Source organism: Rathayibacter festucae DSM 15932 (genome assembly GCF_004011135.1).
GTDB lineage: Bacteria > Actinomycetota > Actinomycetes > Actinomycetales > Microbacteriaceae > Rathayibacter > Rathayibacter festucae.
This window is the reverse complement of the sequence record NZ_CP028137.1, coordinates 3,372,602-3,390,397: the sequence shown is the minus strand read 5'-3', so window position 1 is coordinate 3,390,397 and position 17,796 is coordinate 3,372,602. Positions and strand designations below refer to the sequence as shown.

Genomic DNA, 17,796 nt, shown 5'->3' with positions numbered 1-17,796 from the left:
CTCCTGGTGAGGGGGTCGGCGCTCAGACGACGATCGTCATGCCGCCGTCGACGAAGACGACCTGGCCGTTGACGTAGTCGGAGCCGTCGGAGGCCAGCCAGACCGCCGGGCCGACGAGGTCCTCGACGCGACCCCAGCGCGCCGCGGGCGTGCGGCCGAGGATCCAGGCGTTGAAGGCCTCGTCGTCGACGAGTCCCTGCGTCATCTCGGTGTGGATGTAGCCCGGGGCGATCGCGTTGACCTGGATGCCGTGCTGCGCCCACTCCGCGGTCATCGCGCGGGTGAGGTTGCGCACCCCGCCCTTGGCCGCGGTGTAGGCCGCGATGGTGGGGCGGGCGAGGTCGGCCTGCACCGAGGCGACGTTGACGATCTTGCCGGCGCCGCGCGGGATCATCCGGCGGGCGGCGGCCCGGCCGACGACGAACGCGCTGGTCAGGTTGGTGCGCAGCACCCGCTCCCAGTCGGCGACCTCGAGGTCGAGAAGGGGCACCCGGTGCTGCACGCCGGCGTTGTTGACGAGGATGCGCAGCGGACCGACGGCCTCCTCGATCCAGGCGACTCCCTCCTCCGCCCGGGCGTCGTCGGTGACGTCGAACGCGCGGGCTCGGATGCGGGGCCGGCCCGACGCGTCGTCGCCGAAGCGCTCCGCGAGCTGGGCGCGCGTCCGCTCGAGGCGCTCGGGGTCGAGGCCGTTGAGCACCACGGTGGCGCCGGCCTCGGCCAGGCCGATGGCGACGGCGCGGCCGATGCCCCGGCTCGAACCGGTGACGAGGGCGATGCGCCCGGTGAGGTCGAAGAGCAAGGGGTCCTCCAGGAGGGGCTGGGCGGGGGAGTGCGCGGGGGTCGGGGCCGTCAGGGTGCCGGCGGAGCGCCCCGCGCAGGACCCGCGACCGTGCGGTTGACGAGCTCGCCGAGGCCGGCGACGCCGATCCGCACCTCCTGCCCCGGCTGCACCGGGACCGCCGTGCCCGGCGAGCCGGTCAGCACGACGTCGCCGGGCCGCAGCGTCAGGTGCGCGGACAGGTGGACGAGGATCTCGCGGGCCTTCCAGCCGAGCGCCGCCGTCGAGGAGCTCGCGCGGAGGACGCCGTCGACGTGGACGGTGAGGGCGGCGGCGTCGGGGTCGAGGGTCGTCTCGATCCAGGGTCCGAGCGGAGTCCAGCCGTCGCCGTTCTTGCCCTGGAGGAAGAGGCTGTCCGCGGCGATCTGCGCGGGAGCCGTGACGTCGTTCGCGATCGTCGCTCCGAGGACGTGGTCGAGCGCGTTCTCCGCGGTGAGCCGCCGAGCGGTGCGCCCGATCACGAGGGCGAGCTCGCCCTCGGCGTCGATCGGCCCGATGCCCTCGTCGAGCACGATCGCGTCGCCGGGGCCGGCGAGGGTGTGCGCGGTCTTGTGGAAGGCCTGCGGCGGGCGGGACCGGTCGGACGCCGAGGCGTTGTGCGCCATGCCGAGGATCACCCGGGGGAGGACGGGGGCGAGCAGGCGTGCACCGTCGAGCGGCCAGGAGCCGCCGGTCTCGCGCGGTGCCGCGGCGAACGGGTCGTCGATCGCCCGCCACGCGCCGTCGCGCTCGAGGACGGCGACCGGGCCGGAGGACGTGTCCAGGCGGGCGATCCTCATCGGGCTGCCCGTGTCTCGTCGCGCATCCGCAGCCCTCGCTCGCCTCACCGCCCGCGCCGGCGGGATGCCCCGAAGCTATCAGTACTCTGAACCGGGTTCAATCCTGTGAACGCCCATCGTGCGGTCAGGCGGAGGGCTCCGGTCCCAGTCGGGGGCGTCCCAGGGTGCGAGCGGCCTGCCGCAGCGCCTCGACGACGGGGGCGCGGTCCTCCTCCGCTGTCCGCGGGCGCACCAGCGAGACGCCGATGGCGAGGGACAGGTCCGCGCGCTCGGGGGACGGGATCGCGACGGCGAGGCCGACGACACTGGGGTGCAGCTCGCCGTCGTCGACGGCGTAGCCGCGCTCGCGCGCCCGGCGCACCTTCTCGAGGAGACCGGCGAGGGAGGACGTCGACCGGTCGGTGAAGACGACGAGGTCGCGGTCGTCCGCGAAGCGCGCCTCCAGCTCGGCGTCGGTCAGGCCGGCGAGCAGGGCGGTGCCGACGGCGGTCGCGGAGGCGGGGTAGCGGTCGCCGACGCTCGCCGAGAGGGCGAAGCGCTCCCGCCCCTCGTGCACCGCGAGGTAGAGCACCCGGGTGCCGTCGAGGAGCGCGATCTGGACGAGCCGGCGCGAGAGGACGGGCGAGTCCTCGCAGAGCCGGTAGAACTCGCGCACGGAGTCGAACCCGGCGAGATAAGAGCTGCCCAGCTCGACCGTCCGGCGTCCGAGCAGGTATCCCGAGCCGACCCGGCGGACGAGCCGGCCGTCCTCGAGCGCCGCGCACAGGTTCGAGGTCGACGACTTCGCGATCCCGAGCTCGCGGGCGATGTCGGTCAGCGTCCGGGGCTGCCCGCCCGCCTCGGCGAGGTAGTCGAGGATCCGCACCGAGCGCTCGACGGCGGGCGCGCCCGAGCCCTTCTCCGCGTCGGCGGGGCCGTCCGCGCTCGTGCCGGAGCGTGCCATGTCGTCCTCTCGCCGGAGCGGTGTCCGCGGTGTCAGTAGAACTCCACCGTATCGACCCGGTTGATCAGCTCCTCGCCGTCGAGGTAGCGGGTGGCGTTGCGGGCGAAGAGCTCGGCGATCAGGCGGTCCTCGGCCGCGTTCAGCGCGGCGGTGTGCGGGCTGAGCAGCACGTTCGGGTGGCTCCAGAGCGGGCTGTCCTGCGCGAGCGGCTCCTCCGCCACGACGTCGAGGGCCGCGAAGCCGACCCGGCCGTCTTCGAGCGCGGCGAGCAGCGCGTCCTCGTCGATCACGGTGCCGCGGCCGACGCTGACGAGCGTCGCTCCGGGGCGCAGCGCGGCGAAGAAGTCCGCGCCGACGAGCTTCTCGGTCTGCTCGGTGCCGGGGAGGGTGACGACGACGCCGTCGATCCGCCCGGCGACGTCGGCGATCGCCGACGGCTGGACGATCTCGTCGACGTGCTCGACGGAGTCGGCGTGCCGGCTGGTGCCGATCACCCGGGCGCCCAGCGCCGACAGCTTCTGCGCGGTCGCCCGGCCGATGGTGCCCAGCCCGACGATCAGGATCGTCTGCTCCGAGAGCAGCCCCATCGTCCAGCGCGAGCCCCACTCGCGGGCGCCCTGCAGCGCCTGCAGCTTCGGCAGCGTCTTCGCGCCCGCCAGCAGGCCGAAGAGGGAGAACTCGGCCAGCGGGTCGGAGTGCACTCCCGCGGAGGTGGAGAACGCGACCCGTGCGAGCTGCTCCTCGCTCAGGCCGGCCTTCTTCACCTGCGCGCCGCCGCCCGCGGGCATCGTCTGCACCCAGCGCAGCGCCGGGTTCGCGGCGACCGTGCGGGCCAGCTCCGACGGGTCCTCGTCCGGGATCCCGTAGAGCACCTCGGCCGAGTCGACCAGCTCCTCGAACGCGGCCTGCTGCTCCGCAGTCCGCTCGAAGGCCGGGTCGCCGCCGTGATCGCCCGGGTGCCGCATCGGCGGCAGCAGACTCTGGTCCGCGACGAAGTCGATCCGCGGCTCCAGCTCCACCACCCGTGCGATCAGCTCCTCGCTGATCGGCGTGGCGGCCACCACGCGCAGGCGTCCGGGCGCGGGGTCGAGGCGATCGATCACGGGGTGTCCTTCCGCGGACCGAGTGCGGTGCTGCGAGTGGCTCCGCTCGGTTCGGCCCGTGGCCACTGTAGCCGCCTTCCACTCCACTGAACCGCGTTCGGTACGCTGGCCGCATGACCTCGACGGCCTCAGCCTCCTCTCCGACGCCCCTGCGAGTCGGCCTCGTCGGCCTCGGCAGCATGGGTGCTCCGATGGCGCGTCGCGTGCTCGCCGCGGGCTTCGCGCTGGGCATCACGGCGCGCCCCGCCTCGGCCGATCGCGCCAGGGCGGCGGCCCCGGGGGCGGTGTGGCGCGACTCGCCCCGCGCGCTCGCCCTGGCGTCCGACGTGCTCCTGCTGATGGTGCCCGACCTCCCGCAGATCGAGGAGCTGCTGTCCGGGGACGAGAGCGTGCCGGTCGACGGCACCGGCCCCCTGCTCGTCGTGTGCTCCAGCGTCTCGCCGGAGGGGCTGCGCGCCCTCGCCCGGCGGCACCCGCGGCTGCGGCTGATCGACGCGCCCGTCAGCGGCGGGACCGAGGGCGCGGAGGCGGGGACGCTCTCGATCATGGTCGGCGGCGAGGAGGACGACGTCGCCTGCGCGCTCCCCGTGCTCGCCGCCTGCGGGACGGCGCTGCACCTCGGCCCGCTCGGAGCCGGGGAGGTGGCCAAGGCCTGCAACCAGCTGATCGTCGCGGCGACGATGACGGCGATCGCCGAGGCCGCGGTGATCGCGGAGCGCTCGGGTCTCGACCTCGGCGCGCTGCTGGAGCTGCTGCAGGGCGGCTACGCGGGCAGCCGCGTCCTCGAGACCAAGCGGGCCGCGCTGGTCGCCCGCGACTACCGGCCGACCGGGGTCGCCTCCTACATGGTGAAGGATCTCCGCGCGGCCGCCGACGAGGCGGAGGCGACCGGCACCGCGGCGCCCGTGCTGGCGACGGTGGCCGACGTCTTCCGCGAGCTCACCGAGGCCGGCCTCGGCGACCAGGACCTCTCGGTGGTGCACCGCTTCGTCGCCGAGCGTCCCTGATCCACGGCGACGGCGACGGCGGGGTCAGTCCGCCATCGCCTCGGTGGCGCGGAGGACGCGCATCGTGTTGCGGCCGGCGAGGTCGAGGAGGTCGTCCGGCGACCAGCCGCGCGCTGAGAGCTCGGCGAGCAGGAGCGGATAGCCCGCGACGTCGCCGAGCCCGTCCGGCAGGTCGGCGACGCCGTCGAAGTCGCTGCCGAGGCCGACGTGCGCGACGCCCATCGTGTCGCGGGCGGCCTCGACGTGGTCCGCGACGTGCCCCACGGTGACCCGCGGTGCCGGATGCGCCAGCGCCCAGCGCGAGAACGCCTCCAGGGCCGACGGGTCCTGGGCGGGCATCGCGCTCCTGTTCGCGGCGCGCGCCGCGTCGGCCGTCTCCGCCGGTCGCGGAGCGCGCGGCCACGGCAGGGAGGTGTCGATCCCGAGCCGGCCGCGCTCGCCGTCCGCCTCCGCCGACCAGTCGGCGAACTCGCGCGAGAGGAACTGCGCGACGAAGGCGACCTGGAGGACACCGCCCTGACCCGCGAGCCGGTGGAGGACGTCCTCGCCGACGTTCCGCGGGTGCTCGGCGACGGCGGCGACCCCCGAGTGCGAGAAGAACAGGGGCGCGCGGGCGACGTCCAGCACCGCCCGCTGGGTGCGCTCGGAGGTGTGCGACAGGTCGACGACGACGCCCAGGCGCTCGAGCTCGCCGACGATCGCGACGCCGTCCGCGGTGAGCCCGCCGGCGCGGGCGGTGTCGGTGGCGGAGTCCGCCCAGTCGAGCGAGGTGGTGTGCGTGAGCGAGAACAGGCGCACGCCGAGCCGGGCCAGCATCCGGAGCACGCCCAGCGACCCCGCGATCGACTGCCCGCCCTCGACGCCCAGGAAGGAGGCGATCCGGCCCTGGGCGATCGCGCGCTCGGCCTCGTCGGCCGTGCGGACGATCGCCAGGTCGCGGGGGTGGGCCGCCGCGAACCGGTGGGCGGCGTCGATCTGCTCCAGGGTGCCGACCACGGCCTCCGCCTCCGGCTGCTGCGACGAGGCGAACACCGACCAGACCTGGGCCGAGACCGCGCCGGCGCGCAGCCGCGGGAGGTCGGTGTGGAAGGAGGGGCGGGCGCCGTCGAAGCCGTCGACGGCGTAGCCCTCCCATCGGCGGAGGCCGCAGAGCAGGTCGTTGTGAGTGTCGATCAGCACGCGGCCCTCGAGGAGCCGCCGGATCTGCGCCGGGGAGAGCGGAGCGTCCGTCACTCCGACGGCCCGTCCGGCAGGGGGCCCCTGCCGCGCCAGCGAGAGAAGACGAGTGTCGTGTAGGTGTCGGCGACGACCGGATCCGAGGTGACGCAGTCGAGGACGAAGTCGCTGAGGTCGTCGGGGCTGCTCGCGACGACCTCGATCAGGTAGTCGTCCTCGCCGGCGACGAGCCAGAGGTTCACGACCTGCGGGAGCTGGGCCATGGCCGCGGCGAACCGGGCGTTCTCCGCCCGCGAGTGCTCCTTGAGCTGCACGCGGAGGATGGCGCGGATCCCCTTGCCGAGGAGCCGGGCGTCCACCTCGGCGTGGAAGCCCGAGATGACGCCGCTCTCGATCAGTGCGCGCACCCGGGCCAGCGAGGAGGACGGCGCGAGGCCGACCTTGTCGGCGAGGTCCTTGTTCGGGATGCGGCCGTCCGTGACCAGCACATCGATGATCGCGCGGTCGATGTCGTCGAGTCGGACGGACCTAATAATGTTCGGCAAGTGGGGCGCCTTTCCCGGTCGCGGTGCGGTTCCGTGCAGAGTGTGGAGCTTTAGCAGCACAGGATACAGAGTGTTTGCCTCCAAGTGCATGAGAGTGCAGACTTTCGGGGTATCGACCGAATGCGCTGCAGCACCTCCCCCACCGGCACCGCGTCCTCCGCACCCCCACCCGACTCAGCCGAGTCCTCCGATGCATCTCCCGAAAGGGCACCTCCTCCCATGAAAAAGCTCTCGAAGCTCCTGACCGCCGCGGTCGCCCTGACCGCGGCCGTCGGTCTGCTCTCCGCCTGCAGCACCGATCCGGCGACCAGCGCCTCCGGCGGCGCCTCGTCGCACGTGCTGACCGTCGGCAAGCTCCTCCCCCTCCAGGCCGTCGATCCGCACAAGGTGAACGACGGCATGTCGAACGAGGTCCTCACGGCCGTGTTCGACGGGCTCTACACGCTCGACGCGGACGGCGAGATCGACCCGCTGATGGCCGAGAGCTTCGAGAAGTCGGAGGACGGGCTCACCTACACGTTCACCATCCGCGACGCGACCTGGAGCGACGGGACGCCGGTCACCGCGCAGGACTTCGAGTTCTCCTGGAAGCGCCTGGTGAACCCCGCCACCGCCGCACCGAACAGCAACGAGGCGGTGGCCGCGGGCATCAAGAACGCCAACGAGATCGTCAACCAGGGCATGGACTACGACCAGCTCGGCGTCACGGCGCTCGACGACAAGACCCTGCAGGTCGAGCTCGCCGCCGACGTGCCCTACTTCCAGGCGCTGCTCGTGCGCCCCGCCTTCCTGCCGGTCAACGAGGCGTACCTCGCCGAGGTCGGCGACAAGTACGGCCAGACGCCGGAGACCACCATCTACAACGGCCCGTTCACCTGGGACTCGTGGGACTTCGCCAACAACTTCTCGGTCGCGAAGAACGCCGACTACTGGAACGCGGACGGCATCGACCTGGACGAGATCAAGTGGCAGGTCGTGAAGGACTCGCAGACCGCTGCCCTGCTGCAGGAGAGCGGTGACCTCGACTTCACCGAGATCTCCGGGAGCCTCATCGACCGCTACGCGGACTCCGCCGAGCTGACCACCGCGCTCGAGGTGCACATGTGGTACATGTACCCGAACCTCGACAATCCGGCCCTCGCGAACAAGGACGTCCGCACCGCTCTGGCCACCTCGTTCGACAAGGACGCGCTCGCGAACAGCGTGCTCAAGAACGGCGCGGAGCCGGCCGACTACTTCGTCGGCAAGAACCTGGCGATCGGACCCGACGGCGAGCAGTTCCGCGACACCGGCGACACCTACCTCCCCTACGACGTCGACGCCGCGCAGGCCGCGTGGACCTCGGGACTCGCCGCCCTCGGCACCGACTCCGTGACGCTGCGCCTGTCCTACTGGGACGACGAGGCCTCGATCGCGCAGGCCGAGTTCATCGCCTCGCAGTGGGAGGCGAACCTCCCCGGCCTCTCGATCGAGCTGACGAGCCAGCCCAAGGCCACGGCCAACGAGCAGGCCACCGCCGGCGACTTCGACCTCTACCTGTTCCGCTGGGGCCCCGACTACAAGGACCCGATGGCGTTCCTCGAGCTGCTCTCCTCGACGTCGATCCGCGACTTCGGCGGCTACGCGAACCCCGAGTACGACTCGATCATCGCCGCAGCCCGCACGGCCGACATGCTCAGCCAGCCGCAGGCGCGCTGGGACAGCCTGCACCAGGCGGAGGACGTCCTCCTCGGGGACGTGGCCGTGCTCCCGACCGTGCAGAACGGCATCGCGATGCTGATCAACCCCGACGTGCACGGCATGGAGGTCAGGAACGTCAGCCTGACCTGGAACTACCGCATCGTCACGAAGGACGACTGATGACCACCCGTCGAGAGGACAGCGCACGATGACCGCGAAGAGGACCCTGCTCGAGCTCATGCAGTCGGGGAGCGTGCTGGCCCCCTGCGTCTTCGACTGCTCGTCGGCGCGCGCGGTCGAGCTGGCCGGCTTCGAGGCCATGCTGCTCAGCGGGTCGGAGGTGTCGATGTCGATGAAGGGCATCCCCGACCTCGGCCTGCTCTCCCTCGAGGAGCTGCTCTGGGCCGTCGAGCGGATCGTCGACATGTCGCCGCTGCCGCTGGCGGTCGACATCGAGGACGGCTTCGGCGCCAGCCCGCTCCAGGTCTACGAGACCTGCCGCCGGGTCGCCAAGGCCGGCGCGATGGCCGTGCTGATGGAGGACGAGTTCGAGCCCGGCTACGCCCGGGACGTCTCGACCGACAACCTGATCCCGCGGGAGGAGTACTACGCGAAGATCCGCGCGGCGGTGAAGGCCGTCGAGGGCACCGACTGCATGGTGATCGCCCGCAGCAACTACGGCAGTGCGAACCTGGAGGAGGGCATCCAGCGGATGATCGACTGCGTGGCCCTGGGGGCGCATGCGACGGTCGTGGTCAACGTGACGACGCTGGAGGACGCCGCCGAGGTCGCCCGGCGCGTGCCGGGGCTCAAGATGTTCGCCGACATCAACGCCAAGCGCGGACTCCAGCAGATGTCGTTCGCGCAGCTGGCGGAGCTCGGATTCCAGCTCGTGACGATGCACTTCACCATGAAGGCGGCGATGGCCGGCATGATCGAGGCCGGCCGGGCGAACCTCGAGGAGATGGGCAACACCTACTCGAACGAGCTGATGCCGGACGAGTACCCGGGGCACAGCGGGATGGCGTTCTTCGCCGCCCAGGAGCTCCTGGATCTCGAGTCCGAGTTCTCGGGCCGCGCGCAGTCGTTCAACGACCCGCGCACGGTGCACGCCGCTCCTCCGAGCTGACGCCGTCCACCGCCGGAAGGGCCGTCTCCGCGCTGAGCGCGGGGGCGGCCCTTCCTGTCGTCCGCCGGCGGTCCGCGACCGCCGAATCCTGTGCGGCGGCGGCCGTCCTTCGCGGGCGACAGCCGAATCCTCTGCGCCACACCCGACGGTTGCACGACTCTGTTCGGTCGACTTGAAGGATCGAGCCTGTCTCTGCAGACTTGAGGCAGAAAGACCGAACAGCCGAGGCGTCGAAGCCGGATCAACGAAAGAGACTCTCCCCATGACTGAACTGGCCCAGGCCGTCGTCGACACTGCCGCTGCCGACACCGCCGTCGTCGAGATCGACGGCTTCACCCTCACGATCGAGGACGTCGCGCTCGTCGCCCGAGGCCTCCCGGACGGATCGTTCCCCCACGTCGTGCTGAGCGACGAGGCCCGCCGCGTCACGAACGAGGCCCGCGCCTACGTCGACGAGCACTTCCTCGCCCCCGACGCGCCCGCCATCTACGGCATCAACACCGGGCTCGGTCGGCTGATGGACGTCCGCGTCCCCGCCGCCGACCAGGCGCGCTTCCAGCGGCTGGTCATCAACTCGCACTCGGCCGGCGTCGGCGAGCCCCTCCCGCTCGACGAGACCCGCGCTCTCCTGCTGCTGCGCACGAACGCGATCGCGAAGGGCATGTCCGGCGTCCGCATCGAGTGCATCGACCGCCTCATCGCGATGCTCAACGCGGACGTCCTCCCCGTCATCCCCGGGCAGGGCTCGGTCGGCGCCTCCGGCGACCTCGCCCCGCTCGCGCACATGGTGAGCGTGATGGTCGGCCACGAGAAGGCCGAGGCGTACCACCGCGGCGTGCGCATGCCGGCCGTCGAGGCGCTCGCCGCCGCCGGGCTGGAGATCGAGTTCGACCTCAAGCCCAAGGACGTCCTCGCCCTCATCAACGGCTCGACGATCTCGCTCGCGACCGCCTGCCTCGCCCTGCACGACGCCTGGAGCCTCACCCGCCAGGCGGACGTGGCCCTCGCGCTCTCGCTCGAGGCGGTGCGCGGCGAGCTCGACGCGTTCGACGAGCGCATCCACCTCGCCCGCAACGCTCCCGGCCAGGTCGACGTCGCCGCCAACGTGCGCGCGCTGACCGCCGGCAGCGAGCGCACCGTCGAGGACGCCCGCCGCATCCAGCTCCCCGACGAGCACCGCGCGGGCCCCTACAAGCCGCGGGTGCAGGACGCCTACTCGCTGCGCTGCGCGCCGCAGGTGCACGGCACGACGCGCGAGTCCCTCCTGTTCGCCGAGACGCTGCTCGTGCGCGAGGCCAACGCCGCGACCGACAACCCGCTCGTGCTGCCGGACGGCCAGGGCGGCTACGACGTCCTCTCGGGCGGCAACTTCCACGGCGAGCCGATCGGCGTGGCCGCCGACCTGATCTCGATCGCGGTCGCCGAGATCGGCGCGATCTCCGAGCGCCGCTCGTTCCGGCTCACCGACCCGAACCTCAGCTACGGCCTGCCGCTGAACCTCGTCGGCGGTCAGCTCGGCCTGAACACCGGCTTCTCGATCGTGCACTGCGCCGCCGCGGCGATCGCCTCCGAGAACAAGGTGCTCTGCTTCCCCTCGGTCGTCGACTCGATCCCGACGAAGGCGAACCAGGAGGACCACGTCTCGATGTGCACCTTCTCTTCGCGCAAGGCGCGGAGCATCATCAAGAACACGCAGGTCATCCTGGGCGTCGAGTTCATCCTCGCCACGCAGGGCATCGATCTGGCCGCCCCGCACCTCGACGGACGCGCTCTCGGCGAGGGCAGCGCCGCCGCCTACGAGGCGGTCCGCTCGATCGTGCCGATGACCCGCGAGGACATCTACCAGTCGGAGCAGATGATGAACGCGCAGGCGATGGTCGTGCTCGGCACGGTGCTCTCGGCCGTCGAGTCGCGCATCGGAGTCGTGCGGTGACCCGAGGAGGATCGGTGGTCCGCGGGCGCATCGTCACGCCCGGCGCCGTGATCGACGACGGCGCCGTCCTCGTCGAGGGCGGCCGCATCACCGCGGTGCTCGAGGGGCGCGCGGCGGCCGAGGCCGTCGCGGGTGCCGAGCGGGTCCTCGGCGGCGAGGGCCTCCTCGTGCTGCCCGGGGCCGTCGATGCGCACGTCCACGCGTTCTCCGAGCCGGCCGAGACCTTCGTCGGAGCGACGTCGGCGGCCGCGGCGGGGGGTGTCACCACGATCCTCGACATGCCCTACGACGCCGGCAGCCCCGTCAACACGGCGGCCGCGGTCGTCGCCAAGCGCGAGCGCCTCGAGCGCGAGGCGGTCGTCGACGTCGCGCTGCACGGCACGGTCCGCCCCGGCGACGGGGCGCGCGACGTCGCCGGGATGATCGACGAGGGCGTCTGCGGCTTCAAGGTGTCGCTGTTCGAGACCGACCCGATCCGCTTCCCGCGCCTCCCCTCGGACGAGCTGCTCGAGGCCTTCGCGATCATGGCCGAGCGCGGCGTCCGCGTGGGCGTGCACGCCGAGGACGGCGAGATCATCGGCGCGCTCGTCGCCGCGGCGAAGGCCGCCGGCCGCACCGCGCCGATCGACCACGTGCGCAGCCGCCCGCCCGTCTCCGAGACGTCGTCCGTGGCGCTCGGGCTGGAGCTGGCGTCCGCCGCGGGCGCGCGCTTCCACATCTTCCACGCGAGCCTGCCCGCCACCGTCGACCTGGTCGAGGCGAGCGCCGGCCGCGGCCTCGACGCCACCCTCGAGACCTGCCCGCACTACCTCGTCCTCACCGAGGACGACATGGAGCGCCTGGGCGCGCGGGGCAAGATCAACCCGCCGCTGCGCACCGCCGAGCACGCCCGCGGGATGTGGGCGGCGCTGGCCGACGGCCGCATCGACATGGTGACGTCCGATCACGCCCCCTGGCCGCTCTCGAAGAAGAGCTCCGAGGTGATCTTCGACAACGCCTCCGGGGCCCCCGGGGTGCAGACCCTGCTGCCGATCGTGCTCGGGGCCGGCTACTTCGGCGGCCGCCTCTCGCTGCTCCGGGCCGCCGAGGTGCTCGCCGGGAACCCGGCGCGCGCGTTCGGGATCGACCACCGGAAGGGCGCGATCGCCGTCGGCCTCGACGCCGACTTCGCGATCGTCGACCCCGCCGGCTCGACCGTCGTCGACGAGACCCCGATGCTCTCCACCGCCACCTGGAGCCCCTACGCGGGCATGACCTTCCCCGGCGAGCTCGTCCTGACGGTCGTGCGGGGGACGCCGGTCTTCTCGAGGGCCGAGGGCCTCCTCGCCCGCCCGGGCGACGGCCGCTTCGTCGCGAGGGCCGCCTGATGGGCGAGCAGTCGCTGCGGGCCTACGTCGACGCCCTGCCTGCGGACGAGCTCGTGGTGATCGACCGCGCGGTCGACGCGCGCTTCGAGCTCGCCAGCGTGCTGGCGCTGCTCGACCGCGGTCCGGCCGTGCGCCTGAGCGCGGTCACCGGATCGGCGCACCCCGTCGTCGGCAACGCCCTGTCGAGCCGCAGCCGCCTCGCCCGCGCGGTGGGCTGCGACGTCGACCAGCTGCTCGACACGCTGACGGCAGCCGTGGCCGACCGGCAGCCGGTGCTCCTCGTCGACGACGCCCCGGTGCAGGAGGTCCGCCTCCCCGCGTCGGCGGTCTGGGACGAGGTCGTCGCCCCCACCTGGTTCGAGAAGGACTCCGGCGGCTACGTGACGGCCGGCATGATCGTCGCCTTCGATCCCGTGACCGGGCACCGCAACGCCTCCTACGCGCGGATCAAGCCGCTGGGCGAGACGACCGGCTTCGTCGGCATCGCACCGAACCACCACCTCACGGCGATGTCGCGCTCGGCCGCCGCGGCGGGCGGGCTCCCGGTCGCCGTCGTGCTCGGCGCGCACCCCGCGATCCAGATGGCGGCCTGCTGCTACCTCGCGCTCGGCGACGACGAGCTCGAGCACGCCGCGCACCTGCTCGGCGAGCCCGTCCGCGTGGCCCGCGCCACCACGAGCGACGTGCTCGTGCCGGCCGACGCGGAGATCGTCGTCGAGGGGCTGCTGCACGCCGACCGTCCGGTGCACGAGGGGCTCGTCAACGAGTACCACGGCATGTACGAGGACTACGGCGACGGCATCACCCTCGAGGTCACCGCGGTCACCCGGCGCTCGGCGCCCGAGGTGCAGGTCATCCTGCCGGGGCTCTCCTCCGAGCACAGCTACATCGCGGCGCTGCCGATCGCCGCGGGGATCAAGCACGCGCTGCGGAACGTCGGCTGCGACATCGTCGACGTCGCCGTCACGCACTCCGGCGGCGGGCGGGTCGACGTCGTCGTCTCGATCGCGAACGGGCGGCCCGGCGCGGCCAAGCGTGTGATGTTCGGGGCCTTCGCCGCCGTCAGCATGGTCAAGCAGGTGACGGTGGTCGACGCGGACGTCGACGCCTGGGACCAGGAGCACGTGCACTGGGCGCGGACCAGCCGTCTGCGCTGGGACCGCGACCTCGTCCTCGTCGACGGGGTCGCCACCGACCGCAACGTGCCGATGCAGATCGGCGGGACGGTCACCAAGGTCGGCATGGACGCGACCCGGAAGGAGGGCGACCGCGCGATCGGCGCCGACCTCGCCGTCCCGCCGCCCGCGATCCTCCGGCGCATCCGCGACGCGCTCGTCGCCGACGGGCTCGGCGGCGCGCTGCGTCCCGCGATCGTCGTGCACGGCTCGCTGACCGAGGGGGAGGGCGCCCGATGACCGCCGAGGTGGCCTTCCCCGACGTCGCGCGGCTGACGCGCGACCTCGACGAGATCTCCGGACTCGTCGACACCTCCCGACCCGGCTGGAGCCGGGTGGCGATGACCGAGGTCGACACCGATTCGCGCCACTGGGTCGCCGAGCGCATGCGCGCGGCCGGCCTCGAGGTCCGGATCGACGGCATCGGCAACGTCATCGGCACCCTCGCCGGCACGGGCGCCGCCCGCCGCGCCATCGTGATCGGCTCCCACACCGACACGGTCGACGGCGGCGGGCGCTACGACGGGATCGTCGGAGTGATGGGGGCGATCGAGGTCGCGCGGCTCCTGCAGGAGTCCGGCATCCGGCTGCACCACGATCTGCGCGTCGTCGACTTCTACAACGAGGAGGCGAACCGCTTCGAGCTCTCCTGTCTCGGCAGCCGCGCGCTAGCCGGCTCGCTGACCGCGGAGCACCTCTCGGCCACCGACGAGACCGGCCGCACCCTGGGAGCCGCGCTCGAGGCGGCCGGGTGGGCGGATCCGCTCACCGGCACCCGCTGGAGCAGCGACGAGGTGCTCGGCTTCCTGGAGCTGCACATCGAGCAGGGGCCGATCCTCGAGCGCGAGGGGCTGCCGCTCGGTGTCGTCACCTCGATCGCCGGCATCTCGCGGTTCCGCACGCTGTTCACCGGCCGCCGCGACCACGCCGGCACCATGCCGATGTCCCTCCGCCACGACGCCGGCTGCGCCGCCGCCGGGGTCGTGCTCGCGGTCGAGCGCATCGCCTCCACCGCCGCCCAGGCGGTCGGCACGGTCGGCAGCGTCACCTTCACCCCGGAGGCGACCAGCGTCATCACCGAGAGCGCCCTGGTCACCGCCGAGTTCCGCAGCCCGGACCTCGACTGGTTCACCCTCGCCCGCGAGGAGATCGCCGAGATCACCGCGATCGAGGCGGGCAAGCGCGGACTGCGCCACGAGGTCACCTGGCTGCCCTGGGAGCGGCCGACCGCGATCGACCCGCGCCTCGCCGGGAGCATCGGCCGGTCCATCGACCGCCTCGGGCACCCCGCCGCCCAGCTCTACAGCGGAGCGGGGCACGACGGGGTGCAGATGGCCCGGCTCGGCCCGATCGGCATGATCTTCATCCCCTCCCGCGACGGGCGCAGCCACTGCCCGGAGGAGTTCACCGAGACGACGGACATCGCCCTCGGCGTGCACGCGCTCGCCCAGTCCGTCGTCACCCTCGACAAGGAAGGCCTCGCATGAACCGCACCCGTCAGGAACCGCCCGGTCGCGTGATCGTCGCCATCACCGGGGCCTCCGGCGTCGGCATCGGCGTCCGCATCCTCGAGCTGCTGCGCATGGACCCGGGCCTGCACAGCGACGTCATCGTGTCGAAGGCGGGCGCGATGACCCTCGACCAGGAGTGCGGGATGACGCAGAAGCAGGTGGAGGCGCTCGCCGACGTCGCGCACCGGCCCGCCCACATCGGGGCGTCGATCGCGTCGGGCTCGACCCCGGCGACCGCCATGATCATCGCGCCGTGCACCATCAAGACCCTGAGCGGCATCGCGTACGGCCTCGCCGACAACCTGATCACCCGGGCCGCCGACGTCTGCCTCAAGGAGGGCGTGCCCACGCTGCTGATGGTGCGCGAGTCGCCGCTGCACCGCGGCCACCTGGCCGCGATGGACGCCGTGGCACGCTCGGGCGGCATCATCGCGCCGCCGGTGCCTGCCTTCTACACCCGTCCCGCGTCGGTCGAGGAGATCATCGACTCCCTCGCCCGCCGCGCGCTCGTGCGGGTCGGGCTCACCCAGTTCCACGCGCGGTCCTGGGCCGGGATCCCCGAGGACGGCGAGCGCGTCCGCGACGAAGCCCTCGGGCGCACCCCGTGACGAAGTACATCGCGACGAGGCTCGTCACCTCGGTCTTCACGATCGTCGCCATCGCGATCGTGATGTTCGCGCTGCTGCAGCTGCTCCCCGGCTCGCCGTTCAACAGCGAGAAGCTGGACGCGGTGCAGAAGGAGCTGCTCACGCAGAAGTACGGACTCGACGAGCCGGTCCTGCTGCGGCTGGGCACCTACCTGGTCAACCTCGCGCGCGGCGACTTCGGCATCTCCTACAACCTCATCCCCGACTTCCCCGTGTCCGAGATGCTGGGCTCGCGGCTGCCGGTGACGATCCGCATCGGACTGCAGGCGCTCGCCCTGGGCGTCGTGCTCGGGCTGCTGATCGGCATCGTCTCGGCCATCCGCAAGCGCGGCTGGTTCGACAACCTCTCCACCTTCGTCTCGGTGATCGCCTTCAGCGTCCCGTCGTTCGTGATCGCGCTGCTGCTGGTCTACTTCGTGGGCTTCGAGTGGAAGCTCCTCCCGATCCGCTACTCGGAGGACGACCCCTTCACCTCGAGCGTGCTGCCGACGATCTCGCTCGCCGCCTACGTGATGGCCGTGACCGCGCGGTACGCCCGCTCCGAGATGCTCGACTGCCTCGAGAGCGACTACATCCTGCTGGCGAAGGCCAAGGGCATCAGCCCGGCGAAGGTCATCGGCCGGCACGCCCTGCGCAACACGATGGTCTCGATCATCACCGTGCTCTCGCCGCTGCTGATCGGCCTGATCACCGGCTCCGTCGTGATCGAGCAGATCTTCGGCGCCCCCGGCCTCGGGCAGCTGCTGCTGACCGCGATCCAGAACGTCGACTACAACATCGTCATCGCGATCAGCCTCGTCTACAGCATCATCTACATCGTCGTGATGCTCGTGGTCGACGTGCTCTACGGACTGATCGACCCCCGCATCCGACTGGCAGGACAGGCACGATGAGCGACCCGGCAGTGCACCGCACCCCGATCTCCCCGACCGCGGGCCTCGACGCCGGTGTCGCGCCCGAGGGCCTGCGACTCGTCACGCCGGGCAACCGGCCCGCCGGCCCGCCCACCACGTCGACCCGCGTCGTGCGCGGCGGCGGGACCGACATCGCCCGCCGCTTCCGCCGCAACTGGCCGGCGATGGCCGGGCTCGTGATCCTGGCCGTGATCGTGGTGCTGAGCCTGGTCGTCCCGTTCTTCCCGGCGACCGGCGGCGGACCGGAGATCGCCTCGCGCTTCCTCCCGCCGCGCGTGCCGCTGCTCGAGTCCTTCGGGATCCTCGACGGGAGCCGCGACGGCGTCGACGCCTACGCGGCGGCGGACCTGCCGCCGGGCACCTACTTCCTGTTCGGCACCGACGAGCTCGGCCGCGACGTCTGGTCGCGGGTCTGGAGCGGCACCCGGGTCTCGCTGCTGATCGCCGTCATCGCCTTCGCGATCGACGTCGTCATCGGCATGACCTACGGCCTGGTGTCCGGCTACTTCGGCGGCCGCACCGACTCGCTGATGCAGCGCGTGGTCGAGGTGCTGTCCGGGATCCCGCAGCTGGTGATCGTCACCCTCTTCGTCGTCGCGGTCGGTCCCGGCATCGGCGCGATCGTGTTCGGGCTGCTCCTCAGCAACTGGCTCGCCATGAGCCGGGTCAGCCGCGCGCAGGCGCTGCGGCAGAAGACCGAGGAGTACGTGCTCGCCTCCCGGACCCTGGGCGCCCGGGACGCGCGGATCGTCTTCGTCGAGATCCTGCCGAACATCATCGGCCCGATCGTCACGATGAGCATGTTCTCGATCCCCTCGGCGATCTTCACCGAGTCCTACCTGTCGTTCGTCGGCCTCGGCGTGCAGGCGCCGATGGCCTCGCTCGGCTCGCTGGTGAGCGTCGGCTACAAGTCGTTCCTCGCCTACCCGTTCCTGGTGATCATCCCGGTCGTGGTCCTCGGTCTGCTGATGGTGGCGTTCACGCTCGTCGCCGACGGGCTGAAGGAAGCGACCGATCCCCGACTGACGACCTCGAGAGGCCACTGA

At 72.3% G+C, this 17,796-nt stretch carries 16 protein-coding genes; 10 read left to right on the top strand and 6 right to left on the bottom strand.

The features are described from left to right. Positions 1 to 22: 22 nt before the first annotated feature. The 4 genes from C1I64_RS15435 to C1I64_RS15420 all read right to left on the bottom strand — a co-directional run bounded on the left by C1I64_RS15435 (position 23) and on the right by C1I64_RS15420 (position 3,666). Positions 23 to 802 carry an SDR family oxidoreductase gene (locus tag C1I64_RS15435; RefSeq protein WP_127887819.1) on the bottom strand — a complete coding sequence of 260 codons (780 nt, stop codon included), beginning with the start codon at positions 800 to 802 and terminating at the stop codon, positions 23 to 25. A gap of 50 nt (positions 803 to 852) precedes the next feature. After that, positions 853 to 1,620, bottom strand: coding sequence for a fumarylacetoacetate hydrolase family protein (locus C1I64_RS15430; protein WP_127887818.1), 768 nt, complete (start codon positions 1,618 to 1,620; stop codon positions 853 to 855). A gap of 124 nt (positions 1,621 to 1,744) precedes the next feature. Further along, complete coding sequence (locus C1I64_RS15425; protein ID WP_127887817.1) at positions 1,745 to 2,563, bottom strand: IclR family transcriptional regulator; 819 nt, start codon at positions 2,561 to 2,563, stop codon at positions 1,745 to 1,747. 32 nt (positions 2,564 to 2,595) lie between these two features. After that, entirely contained in the window at positions 2,596 to 3,666 is a 1,071-nt protein-coding gene (locus C1I64_RS15420) for a D-2-hydroxyacid dehydrogenase (RefSeq protein ID WP_244209501.1), read from the bottom strand. Positions 3,667 to 3,779: 113 nt separating this feature from the next. Between C1I64_RS15420 and C1I64_RS15415 the strand changes: the two genes are divergently transcribed. After that, the gene (locus tag C1I64_RS15415; RefSeq protein WP_127887816.1) at positions 3,780 to 4,673 is read left to right on the top strand and encodes an NAD(P)-dependent oxidoreductase; all 894 of its coding nucleotides are present in this window, start codon (positions 3,780 to 3,782) and stop codon (positions 4,671 to 4,673) included. A 24-nt stretch (positions 4,674 to 4,697) separates the two neighbouring features. On the opposite strand, the gene C1I64_RS15410 is transcribed toward C1I64_RS15415, so the two are convergent. Both C1I64_RS15410 and C1I64_RS15405 read right to left on the bottom strand, forming a co-directional pair. After that, on the bottom strand, positions 4,698 to 5,906 hold the full coding sequence (locus C1I64_RS15410) for a dipeptidase (protein ID WP_127887815.1): 1,209 nt from the start codon (positions 5,904 to 5,906) through the stop codon (positions 4,698 to 4,700). Beyond that, positions 5,903 to 6,394, bottom strand: a complete 492-nt coding sequence (locus tag C1I64_RS15405; protein ID WP_207901756.1) for an Lrp/AsnC family transcriptional regulator — start codon at positions 6,392 to 6,394, stop codon at positions 5,903 to 5,905. The genes C1I64_RS15410 and C1I64_RS15405 overlap by 4 nt, the downstream gene beginning before the upstream one ends. A 219-nt stretch (positions 6,395 to 6,613) precedes the next feature. Between C1I64_RS15405 and C1I64_RS15400 the strand changes: the two genes are divergently transcribed. The 9 genes from C1I64_RS15400 (at position 6,614) to C1I64_RS15360 (ending at position 17,796) form a co-directional block, all read left to right on the top strand. Next, positions 6,614 to 8,254, top strand: a complete 1,641-nt coding sequence (locus C1I64_RS15400) for a peptide ABC transporter substrate-binding protein (protein WP_164874563.1) — start codon at positions 6,614 to 6,616, stop codon at positions 8,252 to 8,254. 28 nt (positions 8,255 to 8,282) lie between these two features. Continuing rightward, positions 8,283 to 9,203: an isocitrate lyase/PEP mutase family protein gene (locus C1I64_RS15395; protein ID WP_127887812.1), complete on the top strand. Its 921-nt coding sequence runs from the start codon at positions 8,283 to 8,285 to the stop codon at positions 9,201 to 9,203. Between the two features lie 262 nt (positions 9,204 to 9,465). Next, entirely contained in the window at positions 9,466 to 11,136 is a 1,671-nt protein-coding gene (locus C1I64_RS15390) for an HAL/PAL/TAL family ammonia-lyase (RefSeq protein ID WP_127887811.1), read from the top strand. Positions 11,137 to 11,150: 14 nt separating this feature from the next. Beyond that, positions 11,151 to 12,503 (top strand): dihydroorotase, encoded by a 1,353-nt coding sequence (locus tag C1I64_RS15385; protein WP_164874562.1) that lies wholly within the window; start codon positions 11,151 to 11,153, stop codon positions 12,501 to 12,503. Further along, positions 12,503 to 13,918 carry a UbiD family decarboxylase gene (locus tag C1I64_RS15380; RefSeq protein WP_127887809.1) on the top strand — a complete coding sequence of 472 codons (1,416 nt, stop codon included), beginning with the start codon at positions 12,503 to 12,505 and terminating at the stop codon, positions 13,916 to 13,918. Before C1I64_RS15385 ends, C1I64_RS15380 begins: the two co-directional genes overlap by 1 nt. Continuing rightward, on the top strand, positions 13,915 to 15,165 hold the full coding sequence (locus tag C1I64_RS15375; protein WP_127887808.1) for a M20 family metallo-hydrolase: 1,251 nt from the start codon (positions 13,915 to 13,917) through the stop codon (positions 15,163 to 15,165). The genes C1I64_RS15380 and C1I64_RS15375 overlap by 4 nt, the downstream gene beginning before the upstream one ends. Beyond that, the gene (locus C1I64_RS15370) at positions 15,162 to 15,797 is read left to right on the top strand and encodes a UbiX family flavin prenyltransferase (RefSeq protein ID WP_127887807.1); all 636 of its coding nucleotides are present in this window, start codon (positions 15,162 to 15,164) and stop codon (positions 15,795 to 15,797) included. Before C1I64_RS15375 ends, C1I64_RS15370 begins: the two co-directional genes overlap by 4 nt. Continuing rightward, positions 15,794 to 16,729 carry an ABC transporter permease gene (locus C1I64_RS15365; RefSeq protein ID WP_127887806.1) on the top strand — a complete coding sequence of 312 codons (936 nt, stop codon included), beginning with the start codon at positions 15,794 to 15,796 and terminating at the stop codon, positions 16,727 to 16,729. Before C1I64_RS15370 ends, C1I64_RS15365 begins: the two co-directional genes overlap by 4 nt. Next, positions 16,726 to 17,796 carry an ABC transporter permease gene (locus C1I64_RS15360; RefSeq protein WP_127887805.1) on the top strand — a complete coding sequence of 357 codons (1,071 nt, stop codon included), beginning with the start codon at positions 16,726 to 16,728 and terminating at the stop codon, positions 17,794 to 17,796. Before C1I64_RS15365 ends, C1I64_RS15360 begins: the two co-directional genes overlap by 4 nt.